The sequence below is a fragment of the Pseudomonas veronii genome (assembly GCF_002028325.1).
Taxonomy (GTDB): Bacteria; Pseudomonadota; Gammaproteobacteria; order Pseudomonadales; family Pseudomonadaceae; genus Aquipseudomonas; species Aquipseudomonas veronii.
The window spans coordinates 332,949-347,969 of the sequence record NZ_CP018420.1 but is presented as its reverse complement, the minus strand read 5'-3'; the positions used below and the strand labels follow the sequence as shown (position 1 = coordinate 347,969).

At 56.1% G+C, this 15,021-nt stretch carries 12 protein-coding genes and 1 tRNA gene; 9 read left to right on the top strand and 4 right to left on the bottom strand.

The genetic code is table 11. From position 1 onward, the window contains the following. Positions 1-210: 210 nt before the first annotated feature. From PverR02_RS01545 to PverR02_RS01510, 7 genes are all read left to right on the top strand, one after another. A complete protein-coding gene (locus tag PverR02_RS01545; protein ID WP_046385019.1) occupies positions 211-1,563 on the top strand; it encodes a TolC family outer membrane protein in 1,353 nt (450 codons plus the stop codon). Between the two features lie 46 nt (positions 1,564-1,609). Next, positions 1,610-3,763 carry a type I secretion system permease/ATPase gene (locus PverR02_RS01540; RefSeq protein ID WP_046385020.1) on the top strand — a complete coding sequence of 718 codons (2,154 nt, stop codon included), beginning with the start codon at positions 1,610-1,612 and terminating at the stop codon, positions 3,761-3,763. Further along, positions 3,753-5,129, top strand: coding sequence for an HlyD family type I secretion periplasmic adaptor subunit (locus PverR02_RS01535; protein ID WP_046385021.1), 1,377 nt, complete (start codon positions 3,753-3,755; stop codon positions 5,127-5,129). The genes PverR02_RS01540 and PverR02_RS01535 overlap by 11 nt, the downstream gene beginning before the upstream one ends. 130 nt (positions 5,130-5,259) lie before the next feature. Then, a tRNA-Thr gene (locus tag PverR02_RS01530) sits at positions 5,260-5,335 on the top strand. 163 nt (positions 5,336-5,498) lie between these two features. Beyond that, the gene (locus PverR02_RS01525) at positions 5,499-6,818 is read left to right on the top strand and encodes a tyrosine-type recombinase/integrase (RefSeq protein WP_049243851.1); all 1,320 of its coding nucleotides are present in this window, start codon (positions 5,499-5,501) and stop codon (positions 6,816-6,818) included. 931 nt (positions 6,819-7,749) lie between these two features. Beyond that, positions 7,750-8,730: an integrase domain-containing protein gene (locus PverR02_RS01515; protein WP_079442654.1), complete on the top strand. Its 981-nt coding sequence runs from the start codon at positions 7,750-7,752 to the stop codon at positions 8,728-8,730. Continuing rightward, positions 8,727-9,002, top strand: coding sequence for a hypothetical protein (locus PverR02_RS01510; RefSeq protein WP_079442653.1), 276 nt, complete (start codon positions 8,727-8,729; stop codon positions 9,000-9,002). Before PverR02_RS01515 ends, PverR02_RS01510 begins: the two co-directional genes overlap by 4 nt. Before the next feature lie 131 nt (positions 9,003-9,133). Here PverR02_RS01510 and PverR02_RS01505 read toward each other — a convergent pair whose 3' ends face one another. The 4 genes from PverR02_RS01505 to PverR02_RS01490 all read right to left on the bottom strand — a co-directional run bounded on the left by PverR02_RS01505 (position 9,134) and on the right by PverR02_RS01490 (position 12,878). Next, positions 9,134-9,880, bottom strand: a complete 747-nt coding sequence (locus tag PverR02_RS01505) for a hypothetical protein (RefSeq protein WP_152031981.1) — start codon at positions 9,878-9,880, stop codon at positions 9,134-9,136. A gap of 190 nt (positions 9,881-10,070) precedes the next feature. After that, the gene (locus PverR02_RS01500) at positions 10,071-11,057 is read right to left on the bottom strand and encodes a reverse transcriptase family protein (RefSeq protein WP_161493711.1); all 987 of its coding nucleotides are present in this window, start codon (positions 11,055-11,057) and stop codon (positions 10,071-10,073) included. After that, positions 11,014-11,340, bottom strand: coding sequence for a helix-turn-helix transcriptional regulator (locus tag PverR02_RS01495; protein ID WP_079442650.1), 327 nt, complete (start codon positions 11,338-11,340; stop codon positions 11,014-11,016). The genes PverR02_RS01500 and PverR02_RS01495 overlap by 44 nt, the downstream gene beginning before the upstream one ends. A gap of 968 nt (positions 11,341-12,308) precedes the next feature. After that, on the bottom strand, positions 12,309-12,878 hold the full coding sequence (locus PverR02_RS01490) for a TetR/AcrR family transcriptional regulator (protein ID WP_079442649.1): 570 nt from the start codon (positions 12,876-12,878) through the stop codon (positions 12,309-12,311). A 146-nt stretch (positions 12,879-13,024) separates the two neighbouring features. Between PverR02_RS01490 and PverR02_RS01485 the strand changes: the two genes are divergently transcribed. Both PverR02_RS01485 and PverR02_RS01480 read left to right on the top strand, forming a co-directional pair. Continuing rightward, complete coding sequence (locus PverR02_RS01485) at positions 13,025-14,125, top strand: alkene reductase (RefSeq protein WP_079442648.1); 1,101 nt, start codon at positions 13,025-13,027, stop codon at positions 14,123-14,125. A gap of 66 nt (positions 14,126-14,191) precedes the next feature. After that, positions 14,192-14,980 carry an SDR family NAD(P)-dependent oxidoreductase gene (locus PverR02_RS01480; protein ID WP_079442647.1) on the top strand — a complete coding sequence of 263 codons (789 nt, stop codon included), beginning with the start codon at positions 14,192-14,194 and terminating at the stop codon, positions 14,978-14,980. Positions 14,981-15,021: the final 41 nt, after the last annotated feature.

The following is a 15,021-nucleotide window of genomic DNA, read 5'->3' as shown; positions in this document are numbered from 1 at the left end:
CGAATTACTTTTCCGTCAAGGTATTGACCTATTTGGCGCCATCCTAAACAATCCGCCCGGTAATGTCACATTGATATTTACACGGCATCGCGACTTTCTGTTTGCACCGTCCAGCACTCATGACAAGCAGTGATTTCGGTTGCCAATCCAATGCACTATTTCAAGTTTGTTGCGGTTTTCCAGGCAACCAATCCCCAGGGAAGAATCACAATGCGTTTGCACTTATTCAAAGCTTTGCCTTTTGCTCTAGCCGCCAGTTTCGTACAGGCTCAAACCCTGACAGAGGCGATGCAGAAAGCGGTGGAAGTCCATCCGGAGATCCAAGCGGGTGTCAATGCGCGCATTGCTGCTGACTACCAAGTCGACGCAGCCAAAGGCGGCTACTTGCCTAAAGTCGACTTGCTGGGCGGTTATGGCCGTGAAAGCTCGGACAACACCACCACCCGCGCGGCCAGCAACAGCCACGATTGGAAAACCATGAACCGCGGCGAATCGACCATTCGTCTGCAGCAAAACCTGTTCCAGGGTTTTGGCACCCAAAATGAAGTAGGTCGCCAACAAGCCACCGCCAATTCCCGCGGTTATGCGCTGCTCAACACGACCGAGCGCACCGCCCTGACGGTCGCCCAGGTTTATCTGGATGTCTTGACCCGTCGCGAGATGGTGCAACTGGCAGAAGAGAACCTGAAAAGCCACGAACGCATTTTTGACCAGATCAAATTGCGCACCAGCCGTGGCGTCGGAAGAATGGCGGACATGGACCAGGCCGAAGCCCGTCTGGCTCAGGCTCGAAACAACCTGATCACCGAACAGACCAACCTGGCTGACGCCAATACCAACTACATGAGCGTTGTCGGCCAAGAGCCTGACCAACTGGAAAAGCCAGCGGGCATCGTGACCTTGCTGCCAGCCAGCCTGGATGACGCACGCCGCCAGATGATTGCCGACAGCCCGGTATTGCGCTCTGCCGAATCGGATATCACCGCCGCTGAAAAGCAGTACGAATCCGCCAAGTCGACCTTCTACCCGCGCTTCGATGCGGTGCTGCAACGTTCGGCCAACGACAACATCGCCGGCGACCCAGGCCATGACAACAGCTATTCCGCCATGCTGAACATGCAGTTCAACCTGTTCAACGGCGGCACCGACAAGGCCAACCTGCAGTCCAAGGCTTCCCAGGCCTCCCAGGCACTGGACATCCGCAACAACGCCCTGCGTCAGCTGAACGAAGAGCTGGGCCTGGCGTGGAACGCCTACAACAACGCCACCCAGCAGGTGCCGATCGCGCAGGAATACGTGGACCGCAGCACGCGAGTACGTACCTCGTATCAACAGCAGTTCAGCCTCGGTGAGCGTACACTGCTCGACTTGCTCGACAGCGAGAATGAACTGTTCACCGCTCAGCAGCGTCTGGCGCAGATCAAAAACCTGCAGATCTATACGCAGTATCGAATCAAGGCCGACATGGGCCAACTGCTGAGAAGTCAGGGCGTGGTAGCGCCGATGGCATCGGTTGTGCAGAACGATATTAAACCGTCGGTAAACCTGCCAGGGATGAACTGATTCTTGACGGCGTTGGACCACTCAACTGCAGTAAGAGAGAGTCAGCTTGGATTCTGAAATAGGTGTGGCGCAACTCAACCATGACCCGCGCAGTCAGCATGACGACCCCTTGCTGGACGGGTTGTTGACACTCTGCTCACTGCATTACAAACCCGCCAGCCGCGCAATGCTGACCACTGGGCTGCCACTCGCGGCCCAGCGTCTGAGCGCCGAGCTGCTGCCGCGTGCAGCCGCTCGGGCGGGTTTGCAGGGGCGGTTGCTGCAGCGCAAGCTGGAACAGATTCCATCCATCGCACTGCCCGCCATGCTGCTGCTCAAGGAAGGGCGCAGCGCGGTGCTGTTGGGCTGGGAAGGCGACACGGCGCGACTGCTGCTCAGCGAAAGCGACGGCGGCGAAGTACAGGTCAGCCGTGAAACCTTGAGTCAGGATTACAGCGGTCGGGTATTTTTCGCCCAACCGCAGCATAAATTTGACATCACCAGCGGCACGCTGATCCCGCGCGCACGCTCGTGGTTTCGAGACACCCTCAAGCGCTCGCGCTGGCTCTACGCCGACGCAATCGCCGCGAGCCTGGTGATCAACCTGATCGCCCTGGCCGCACCACTGTTTGTGATGAACGTGTACGACCGCGTGGTCCCCAACCAGGCCACCGCCACCTTGTGGATGCTGGCCATCGGTATCTGCGGCGCGTACCTGTTCGATCTGCTGCTCAAGAGCCTGCGCAGTTTATGCCTGGACCTGGCGGGCAAAAAAACCGACCTGATCATCTCCGCGACGCTGTTCGAGCGCATCGTGGGCATGGCCATGAAAGTGCGCCCGGCGCGGGTCGGCAGCTTTGCGCAGAACATCCATGAATTCCAGGGGATGCGCGACTTCCTCACCTCGCTGACCCTCGCGAGCCTGATCGACCTGCCCTTCACCCTGATCATCCTGGTGGTGATCGCCATGCTCGGCGGCCACCTGGTGTGGATTCCGATCATCGCCTTCCCGCTGGCCCTGGGTATCGGCCACATGCTCCAGAAACCGCTGACTGCGACACTGGAGCGCACCATGGCCCTGGGCGCCGAGCGTCAGTCGAGCCTGATCGAAACCCTCGCCGGGCTCGATGCGGTCAAGGTCAATAACGCAGAAAGCGAGCGCCAGTATCAATGGGAACAGACCATTGGCACCCTCAGCCGCCTGGAACTGCGGGTCAAGGTGTTGTCCGGCCTGGCCATGAACATCACCTTGCTGATCCAGCAAGTGGCCGGCGTGGCGATGATCATTTTCGGTGTGTACCAGATCATTGATGGCGCCCTCAGCATGGGCGGCCTCGTTGCCTGCTACATGCTCAGCGGCCGCGCACTGGGCCCGTTGGCGCAACTGTCGGGGCTGCTGACGCGCTACCAGCAAGCCAAGGTGACGATGGTCTCGGTCGACCAGATGATGGAGTTGCCGCAAGAACGCAACTACGACGAACGCCCGCTCAGCCGCAAGGCGCTGCAAGGCGCGATGACGTTCCGCGAAGTCGACTTCACCTACCCGAACCAACAAAACCTGGCGCTGCGCGGCATCAACCTGAACGTGCGGGCGGGCGAGAAGATCGGCATCATCGGGCGCAGCGGCTCGGGCAAAAGCTCGCTGGCCAAACTGCTGGTCGGTCTTTACCAGCCGGATTCGGGCTCGTTGCTGGTCGATGGCGTGGACATTCGCCAGATCGATGTCAGCGAATTGCGCCACAACATCGGCTACGTGGCCCAGGACATTCAACTGCTGGCCGGCACCTTGCGCGACAACCTCGTCTCGGGCGCACGCTACGTGGACGACGAAATGGTGCTGCAAGCCGCAGAACTGGCCGGCGTGCATGAATTTGCCAGGCTGCATCCGCAAGGTTACGAACTGCAAGTGGGCGAACGCGGGCAAAACCTCTCCGGCGGCCAGCGACAAAACGTCGCCCTCGCCCGTGCATTGCTATTGAACCCACCGATCCTGCTGCTGGACGAACCGACCAGCGCCATGGACAACACCGGCGAAGAGCGCCTGAAACAGCGCTTGCAGTCAGTGATCGAAAACAAGACGGTGATTCTGGTCACCCACCGCGCCTCGCTGTTGAGCCTGGTGGACCGCCTGCTGGTGATCGACCGTGGCCAGATACTCGCGGACGGTCCAAAAGCGGCCGTCATGGAAGCGCTGAAAAAGGGGCAGATCAGTGTTGCTTAAATCCGGCCCACGCCGTTTGAAAGACGTCATCTTCGGCTATTTCAGAGGCACCGACTCGCTCGAAGACCAGCCCTTGCCCGAAGTCGAAAAAGCCCTGGTCGACGACGCCCCGCGCATCGTGCGCCTGACCATTTGGGGCGTGATCGGCTTCTTCGTGTTCCTGATACTGTGGGCGCACTTTGCGATCATCGATGAAGTGACCAAAGGCGAAGGCAAGGCGATCCCCTCCTCACGCATCCAGAAAATCCAGAACCTGGAAGGCGGCATCGTCGCCCAGATCTACGTGCATGAAGGCCAAATCGTCGACGCCGGCGCGCCGCTGGTACGCCTGGACGACACACGCTTTGCCTCCAACGTCGGCGAAACCGAAGCCGACCGCGTGGCCATGGAACTGCGCGTGGAGCGCCTCAGCGCCGAAGTCGAAAATCGCCCGCTGAACATTACCGAAGACGCGCGCAAAGCCGTGCCCAACCAGGCTTCGAACGAAGAGTCGCTGTACCTGAGCCGACGCCAGCAACTGTCGGACGAAATCGGCGGGCTGCAACAACAACTGCTGCAACGCCAGCAGGAACTGCGTGAATTCGCCTCCAAGCAGGACCAATACCGCAACAGCCTGAACCTGCTGCGCCAGGAGATCGGCATGTCCGAACCGCTGGTCCAACAGGGCGCGGTCTCGCCGGTAGAAGTGCTGCGCCTCAAACGCTCCGAAGTGGAAACCCGCGGCATGCTCGATGGCACCACCCTGGCCATCCCCCGCGCCCAGGCCGCCATCAACGAAGTGCAACGCAAAATCGACGAGACCCGCGGCAAATTCCGCAGCGAAGCCCTGGCTCAACTGAACGAAGCGCGCACCAACCTGAGCAAGGCCCAAGCCACCTCCAAAGGCCTGGAAGACCGCGTCAGCCGCACCATGGTCACCTCCCCCGTGCGCGGTATCGTCAAGCAAATGCTGGTCAACACCGTGGGCGGCGTGATCCAGCCCGGCAGCGATATCGCCGAAGTCGTACCGCTGGACGACACCTTGCTGGTAGAAGCCAAGATCCGCCCGCAAGACATCGCCTTCCTCCACCCCGGCCAGGAAGCAATGATCAAATTCACCGCCTACGACTACACCATCTACGGCGGCCTCAAAGGCAAACTCGAACAGATCGGCGCCGACACCGTGATGGATGAAGAGAAGAAGAACACCTTCTACGTCATCAAACTGCGCACCGACCGCAGCCACCTCGGCACCGACGACAAACCCCTGTTGATCATCCCCGGAATGGTGGCCTCTGTGGACATCATCACCGGCAAGAAGAGCATCTTGAGCTACCTGCTCAAGCCAATCATCAAATCCCGTGCAGAGGCCATGCACGAGCGCTGATCGGGGCATTTTGCTGCGGGAGAAGCAGGTAAATGCAGGGCGAAGGGCGAAAACTTGGGTTTTCGCAAAAATAGTCAGATTTCAGGGGTTTACAGAACTTTTTCAATCGCTATAATCGTCGCCCTAACACGCCGGTATAGCTCAGTTGGTAGAGCAACTGACTTGTAATCAGTAGGTCCCGGGTTCGACTCCTGGTGCCGGCACCATTCAAGGTTCCATAGAAGGCTTTCAAAATCTCTGGAACCCCCAAAAAACCCGCCTTCTGGCGGGTTTTTTCGTTTTGGCGTTCCGTCGGATTCCGAGGGTAGCCAGCGCTAATAAGGGTAGTTTTAAGGATAGAGGTCCGTTTCGATATCGGAGACTACCCTTATGGCCCGCACCACTGCCCCGCTTACAGACACCGCCTGTCGCACGGCAAAGCCCAGAGAGCGCGAGTACAAGCTATTCGACGGCGATGGTCTTTACCTGCTTGTGCAACCCAACGGCCGCAAAGGCTGGCGGCTCAGGTACGTGAAACCCGATGGCCGCGAAGGCCTGACCGCCCTCGGCAGCTATCCGGTGGTCGGGCTTGGCGACGCACGCCGCAAGCGCTTCGAGATCAAGCAGCAGCTCGCCAACGGCATAGATCCCATCCAGTACAAGCAACAAACCAAGACCCAGGCCGTGATCAACGGCCGCACCTTTGAAAGCGTTGCGCTCGACTGGCATGCGAGCATGGTGCCGAAGTGGGCACCCGGCCACGCCAAGACAGTGCTCAGCCGATTGAAAACTCACGTATTCCCTTTGATCGGCGCCAGAGCAATCGTTGAGTTGGACACCCACGACCTCATGCAGCCACTGGAAGCCGTGACGAAGCGCGGCACCATCGACGTGGCGCTCAGGATCAAGAACTACCTGCAAAGCATCATGCGTGAAGCCAAACGGCTGCGGCTGATCACCGCGAACCCAGCTCACGACCTCGATGGCTCGATCAAGACACCACGGGTAACTCACAGACCCGCACTACCCTTATCGCGGCTGCCAGAGCTACTGGCCTGCATTGAGGATTACAGAGGTCGCCCGCTCACGCGCCTCACGGTGATGCTGTCGTTGCATGTATTTGTGCGCTCCAGTGAACTGCGCTTCGCCCGTTGGAACGAGTTCGACCTTAAGCGCGGAATCTGGGAGATCCCCGACACCCGCCCGGCGCTGGACGGAGTGCCCTTTTCCACAAGGGGTACGAAGATGGCCGGGGACATCCACGTTGTACCCTTATCGCCGCAGGCAGTGGCCTTGCTTGAGCAGATCCACGCGATCACCGGCAAGTTCGAGCTGGTGTTCGCGGGGGATGCCAAACCGTGGAAGCCGATGTCCGAGAACACGGTGAACGCCGCGCTCAGGACGATGGGCTACGACACCAAGGTGGATATCTGCGGCCACGGGTTCCGCGCCATGGCGTGCAGTGCGCTGGTCGAGTCTGGCCTATGGTCGGAGACGGCTATCGAACGGCAGATGAGCCACAAGGAACGCAACAACGTGCGCGCCGCTTATACCCACAAGGCCGAGTTCCTCGAAGAGCGCCGGATGATCATGACCTGGTGGAGCCGGTTTCTGGAGGCGAACCGCGAGGACCATGTGACGCCGCATGAGTTTGCCAAGCAGACGGGCGAGAACGTCACGCGCCTTCGCAGTGCCAAGAGGACCGAGTAACCCGCCGCACCACCACCTCAAACTCGCTGTGAAGTTACCCACAGCACCGCATGAAGCTCCTCCGCGCGGGTCCTTTCAAACGGGGCTGCAAAGCCGCCCCGTTTGAAAGGACCATACCTAAGAAAAAAGCCGCTGGCACAGCGTACGTCTGTGGAAAACCACTGATGTCCACCGGGGGATAGTTTTATCCACAGGAGCTAAATCTCTGATATCGCGATGCTTGACGAATATTGTCCACAGGCGTAGACCAGGAGTCGCAAGCGCTGTCGATGACAGCACCCCAGGTGACCCGAGCCTTAAAGGTCACGCCGCCCCCCGCGGTGGTTCAGCCCAAGTACGATTCGCATCCGGCAGCTCGTACGGTCACTACCCATGTGATGGATGCTCTTACACATATGGCGCTCGTGCGCCAGATACACCGTACCTCGCTGCCCTGCAGCAACCTATCCGCTTGGCCGAATACTGCGCCAACCTGTGCCCGTCTCTTTCTCCTGGAAAGAGACGGGCACTTCTACCACTGCTGCAGCCCTGATCGTACAAGGCTTTGCGGCATTCCCCCTCGTGACAATCGGCGTGACAAACGCCGATGTCACCAGCAACAGCGCTGTAGATGATGGTGCCGCAGACCAGGGAATGGACTGCACCTGACTGACAGTCAGGCATGCCCCGGTCATCGCAGTGCTGCTTGCACATGGCTCAGGATCTCGCGGCACTGGTCTCGTCAGCCAATGCAGCCTCCACCCGCCCACCGGTAACGGTGCTCAGGAGGCTAGATCATGAGATGCCCTTGCTCCCGGACGTAAGGAGCCGCCAGTCCCGCGTAGTGGACATTCCCCACAGGTCGCAGGGGCCTTGATCCCTGATAACACTCAGCATTCTTGGCGGGATGACGTGGGGCTGGGATCGGAGAACATCAGAAGAGGTGACCGACATGGCACTGGTGGGTAGGCGCGACGGCCGCAATTTCGGCTACGGCAGGCAATTGAGTTACGCAGGACCTCACGCGTTGAAAGACATGTTCGGCGGTGGCCACTACGGCACGGTCAAGGCGCACAGTGATCGATGGTTGGCATTTGTGAAGTGGTGCCGCTCCGAGCAGGGACCCGGTATCAATGATGCACGGCACATTGATCGGAAGGTATTGGCGGACTATGCGGCGTATCTGCGCGACGTGGTTAGGCGCGGCGACCTCGCCGTCAGCACCGCACAAAACCGGCTATCCAGCGTTAACAGGACCATGGCGGCGCTTCGCGGTGATCAGTACGTGAAATTGCCAAGTCCGCGCAAGGCGCTGGGTATGCAGCGCACCGGGGTTCGTCACTCGGTTCCGCAGGGCCAGGACCGCGAACAGGTTAAGCAGATCGTCGACGCGCTTTGCAGTCGTGACCAGAGACGGGCCGCCGCGATCGTCCTGTTGGCGCAAGCCACCGGAATGCGCTTACGTGAGGCCATCCTAGCCGACTTGCCACGGCTGAGCCGTGAGGCTCACGACCTAGGCAGGATCAACATCCAGGATGGCACCAAAGGCGGCCGAGCTGGCGCCTCAGCGCCACGATGGATTGCGGTGGACCACCATGTTCAAAACGCACTTGGGTTTGCACGGCAGGTGTCGCCTGCGAGTAGCCGCAACCTGATTGCGCCAGACGAAAGCTATCGGAATGTTCTGCAGGAAATCATCCGTCCAGCGCGAGACGTGCTGCATGCACACAAGCTCAAAGGCTTTCATGAGCTACGAGCGGCGTACGCGTGTGAGCGCTATGAGCAAATTACTCAACACCACGCACCCATCAACGGCGGCCAGTGTTGCCAGATAGATAGGAACCTTGATCGTGAGGCCCGAAGGCAGATCAGCTATGAGCTGGGGCATGCTCGGATCGACGTGGTCGCGGCCTACATTGGAGGACGGACATGAGCAAGCCATTCGATATAGAACTATTCATGTCTGGGATGCTGAAGGGTTCGCATGCATCCCAGAAGCGACATTTGCGCCAAGCAAAAATCATCCAAGTGGAAATTGCAAAACGCTGGCAACGAGATACACCGTGGGCTTGGCAGAAGAAGCATGTGACCTGGTTCCTCGAACATCGTCTGAATCGTCGCAGCAAGGCGACCCGATATTACTATTTTCTGACTGTCCACCTGATCGCTCAGCGCTTGGAAAAATCATGGAAATTCAACCTCTAGCTAATCCCAGCTACGGTACAGTCACTACTATGACTATCGCACCTAAAGAGGTATTTGTTCTCCACTCTAAGCTACAAGCCAAGATCACTAAATTTTTTGGGGTATATCGACACTCCTCCAGCTCGCACTGCTTACAGGGTATCAAGGTCTGCCTTGAGTGCTGCAAGAAGCTTTTTATTCAACTCCACTGTACGCTCATTAAGCCCGAGAGAATAATTACTAACCTCATCAGGAATTAGCTTAGTACGCCTAAATTCTTCACTAAAAACATACCCAACTACTTTTTCAAGGTACCACTTTGACTGACTTATGTTTGCTCGAAGCTCATCCAACAAGTCAAGAATCTCCTGACTTGCATTTAATTTCACACCATTAACCTGAGCAAAAAGCTTAGTTTCCTGGACCCTGATAGAACCGATGATACTCGTAGCTTTATTATTAGCATCTACAAACAATTGACTCGAAACACCTAAGTCATTTGCGAAGCATGCGCAGATCATTGGTGATAGTTCTTTCTCAATAACTTCAATATTAAGCCCTCGGAACGCATCAATTTCATCCATAAACCTGTGATATTCGCGACTTTTGCTTTCATACTTATACTTCCGCTTCTGCATATCAATTTCATGATCTCTTTTTTGCTTATCAAGCTTTTCAGTACTCTGTTGCTTAAGACCTTCTATTTCTTTAGCGTGAGCTTGCTTAACTCTCTCTGTCTCTAAGGTATATTCATGTATCACTTTCTGTTTTTCTGCCTCGATACGCCCAGCATCTTCGATCAGCGCTCTGTTTTTAGCCTTCTCCTTATAAAGCGTTCTAAAAAATATACCCACACAGGTCGCTAACAAAGATAAAACCGCAACAAACATGTATTCCATAATTAGCATAGCCACTTCGACATATTTTATTTATAGCATGATTGACAAGGGACGGCTGCAGTAACAATCCCTTCCGACTGTACGCCATACATACTGACTTTCTCGCTCCATGGCATCTTCTAAAGCCAGCGCGGCTTAACGCAAAATCCTGAGCACTTGCCTTAGGCGAGTTACTCGCTTCGATCAGTTGCTAAACAAGATCACCCTCAATATCTTTACGACTATAAAATGCCCACTTTTCATATTTCACTGCATCAATTGAAGCTGCCTCACTAATTGCTCCTGCCAACTTCTGCTTGAGTTGCACTGCAGTAAAACCATACGCAGCCCCTCTCCCATCAATAGCATCTTGAATTTTGCGGACACCTTTCAATCTCGAATGTGGAACAGAAAGCGTAGCTTTATGTGAAATAACACCGGTGATATGGGCTGGCACTCCAAAGCGAAAAATCTTGGTTTTCTCTTTTGCTATTTCATAGCCAAAGCGACTGGCGAGAATTTTTAGCTCGGCCTGAAAACCTCCAGAAATCTGATCCCCTGAAAAAGTTAGATCATCAATATAACAGGTAAAATTCAATCCATACTTTACCGCCAGCTCCTCACATTTATCAAACAGGCCTTTAGCTGCCCAAAATGAAAGAAGAGGACTGAGTGGACTTCCGGTTGGCATTACGCCGTTCCAAGTTGTCAGCGAGACAAGTCTGCCTGCAATATCAGTTGGGCAGCACATAACATCAAGAAAGAAGTCGTGTACAAGGCAGTAGCGGGTAGACCCATAAAAATCTTTCAGATCAAATGTCGCTGTTTGTCGAGCTCCAAGATGAATAGCTGCGTTCGTTTGGTACGAACGGTGCTTTACTCCGCCTTGAACGTAGTCAGGATATTGGACACGACGAAGCATACACAATATCCTCTCGTGTAATTTCCGAAGTCGATACTTAGGCTCTTGAACGGCCCGTTTTTTTCGAAACTTTCCAGTAAATGGATTCGGAGCCAAAACCTTGGTGAATATTTTATAGTTATTTTGTGACTCAAGGAACTTTTTAAGCTCGATTTCACTAATCTTTAGCAATTCAGCCAGCCGCCTCGGCGAGCCTACTTTATATAAGCCACACTGATGAATTGGAAGTTCATTATCGGGCTTTCGTTTTTTCCTTGTACTTTTCTTTAGCTGCATTTCGATCTTCATTCCATTCAAGTAACGAAATAATAGTTTTCGCCAAGCCGAAACGCAGATTATCAGTAGCTCGAGGAGAATCGATATTCTCAGAAAAAAACAATATTGAAGATAGCGGTATATCGAAGTAGTCGCTATATTTTTTGAGCAGTTCAATAGATGGCTGCTTCTTTCCAGACTCGATCTCGGACAAGTGAGAGTTTGATACTCCCAACCGAGAGCACAACTCTGTTTGAGATAAGTCGTAGTAAGAACGAATCAGCTTAAGTGCTTTACCTAACATTTTGCACACCTTTGATGAGTGTGACACCAGCGGGGTAGGCTACTCATGGAAGAATGCGATGATCTTCGTCCAATTCCTGTCAATCATCGACAGTAGCGGCACGAGAATCTTAATCACACCAAAGCAAGTTTTGAACAATCTCAAACGCTGCTTTCTCTTCCGTTTCACCAGGTACAGTTCTTCGGCTTTCTCGTCACGTGGTTGCATATTGAATGCTCCTGTAAGGGTTTGCGCCAGCCCACAACATGTGGAACCGACCTCTCGATGCAACCTTTACAAGCCAAATGACCGATGTTTGAACTGTATTTTTCCCCCTCGCTGAAATCACCAGGCTTCGACGTCTCGACGAAGCCTACAAGACCGCACCACATACGCGCACGGTAGCGACCGCACACGCCCGGCCCAAAATTTAGAGGTTCAAAATCAACCCCCACAGTGCCTTAGCACCTACAAACAATCGAGAAATCATCGACCGCAAAATCATCTTGGCAGAACATAATGGGCTAGTCAAAAATATTTTCGCTCACAGCGAAAACGCGTGGCACTGTCACGCCCAGCGCCAGACACAACCCAGATGCTGCTGGGGACTGCGAGAATATAGTGGAATAGAAGCAGGTCTCCCCTCACAGGTTAATGAAGGGGTCGAAAGGCTGCCATGCCTTCAGAACAATCGTGTCTCAGCTCAACTCTTCTTGCATCTAGATGGCTCGGAAGAGGGAAAAAGGATAGTTTTAGAGATATGATAGTAATCTACGACAGTTAAAATACATAAAAATCATATAGTTATGATATTTTTCGATTCCTGGTGCCACCATACAAAACAAAGCCCCCGCAGAAATGCGAGGGCTTTGTTGTTTCAGCGGTGAACGGGCGTTTACTGAGGGGAGAGTAGTGAGCGAACAAGTCCTGCCCCCCAACACAGAAAAATCATGCTCCTCCCCCGCCCCCCACAACCATCACCCCCCCAACTAATCCGACAACGACTCGATCATCTGCCCATGACACACCGCCAAAATCTCATCCGCCAGCGCCGAGTCGTCAGGGCAGGCGCGCGATAGCGTGATCGCACCGACCGCGCGTGCCAGCAGGTCGATCATTTTCTGCCTTGCCTCACCCGGCGCCGCATCCGGGCCGGTCGGGTATTTTTCGCCGAGCGTTTGCAGCATGTGCTCGATGCCTTCAGCGAATGCCGATTTCAAGTCGCCCGATTGACGCGCTGCGTCACCGCACAGCGCTGCCATGGTGCAACCCGTGGCGCGTCTGTCGCGATGGTCCCTGGAGACGTACAGATCGATGAAGTCCTTCACGCTCAATGCTTCGGCGTTGGCCAGTGAGTGCGCAAGGCTGTTGGCCGAGGCTTCGGCCATCAGGTCGGCCTTTGAAGCGAAATGTTTGTAGAAACCGCCATGGGTGAAACCGGCGGCGGCCATCAGGTCGGCCACGCCGACTCCGTCAAAGCCGCGCTCGCGAAACACGACTGACGCCGTTTCGACGATGTGCTCCCGATTTGCCTGGGCCTGAGCCTTGGACACTCGCATGTTCGATACCTCTCTACCGCTGAAATTCATCGGCTGATGATACATAGATGTCGACCATAATCAAAACCGTTGACAGTTTAGATTTCGATCATCATCCTAATCGCAAGCGAGATGACCATTTACCAACGGGCACGGAACACACACCCATGAGCGACTCAAACCTGTTTACCCCCTACACACTGGGAGCTCTGACGCTGTCGAACCGCGTGGTTCTCGCGCCACTGACGCGCAATCGCGCCGGAAAGGGTTTTGTACCGAGTGAATTTGCTGCGGCCTATTACAGCCAGCGGGCCAGTGCGGGTTTGCTGATTTCCGAAGCCTCGCAGATCTCCCAGCAGGGGCAGGGCTATCAGGACACGCCAGGTATTTACACAGCGGCTCAGATAGAGGGATGGCGCAAGGTGACCGATGCCGTACACGCCAAGGGCGGGAAGATTTTCCTGCAGCTGTGGCATGTGGGCCGTGTTTCCCACGTGGATCTGCAACCGCACGGCGCGGCGCCGGTAGGCCCTTCCGCGCTGCGTGCTGCGACCAAGGTGTTCGTCAACAATCGCTTCGAGGACGTTTCCGAGCCGCGCGCGTTGGAAATTGACGAGCTCCCAGGCATCGTCAACGATTTCCGCCAAGCGGCGGCAAACGCCATTGCGGCAGGCTTCGACGGTGTGGAAATCCACGGTGCAAACGGCTATTTGCTGGATCAGTTCATCAAGGACGGCGCCAACCTGCGCACCGATGCCTACGGCGGCTCGATCGCAAACCGTGCGCGCCTGCTGCTGGAAGTGACGGCCGCGGTAGCCGCCGAGATTGGTGCTGATCGCACCGGTATTCGCCTTTCGCCGGTCTCGCCGGCCAACGGTGTATCGAGCACTGATCCGCAGGCTCAGTTCGATTACATCGTCGATCAACTCAATGCCCTGGACATCGTTTATCTGCACGTCGTCGAAGGCGCAACCGGTGGGCCACGCGACGTGGTGCCCTTTGATTTCGACGCTTTGCGCCAGCGCTTCAAGAACACTTACATCGCCAACAACGGCTATGACCTGGACCTGGCCACCGCACGCCTTGCGCATGACAGGGCCGACCTGATCGCCTTTGGCCGCCCTTTTATCGCCAACCCCGATCTGGTGGAGCGGCTCAAGACCGCTGCGCCGCTGTCCGCCTTCGACCCCTCCACGCTCTACGGCGGCGGCGCGGCGGGATACATCGACTACCCAACGCTTGCCGAATCCAGCACCCGCGCGAACTGAGCACTGGCTGATCGAGCCCGGTTTTATTCGTGCATCAATCCATGTTCCCGATAAAGAGCTGACATCATGACAACTTACCCTACCGTTCTCATCACTGGCGCTTCCACTGGCATCGGCGCGGTTTACGCCGAGCGTTTTGCCCAACGCGGGCATGATCTGGTGTTGGTTGCCCGCGACCACGCGCGCCTGGAAACACTCGCCGCAAAGTTGCGTGGCGAACACAACGTCGCCGTTGAAGTGCTTGCGGCCGACCTGACTCAACTCGGCGACCTGCACACCGTCGAAGCGCGCCTGCGGGATGACGCTCGCATCGGCATCCTCGTCAACAATGCCGGTGCCGCGCAGTCCGGCAGCTTCATCGAGCAAAGCACCGACAGCGTGGCGCAGCTGGTGGCCCTCAACACCACTGCGCTGGTGCGACTCGCCAGCGCCATCGCGCCACGCCTGGCCAAAGCCGGTGCAGGCTCGATCATCAACATCGGTTCGGTGGTGGGCCTGGCGCCTGAGTTTGGTATGTCGGTCTACGGGGCGACCAAGGCGTTTGTGCTGTTCCTTTCCCAAGGCCTGAGCCTGGAGCTTTCGCCTCAGGGTGTTTATGTGCAGGCCGTATTGCCTGCGGCCACCCGCACGGAGATCTGGGATCGCGCCGGTATCGACATCAACACCTTGAGCGAAGTCATGGAAGTGGCTGACCTGGTCGATGCCGCACTGGTCGGCTTCGATCGCCGCGAACCGGTGACCATTCCGCCGCTGCAAGAAGGCGAGCGCTGGGATGCCCTGCAAACCGCACGTCAGGGTCTTTTGTCGCAGATCAGACAGTCCGTCGTGGCGCCGCGTTATTTGACTGAAGTCTGAACCCTGTCGAGCAGGTCGGCCTCGCTCCGCAATCGCACGGA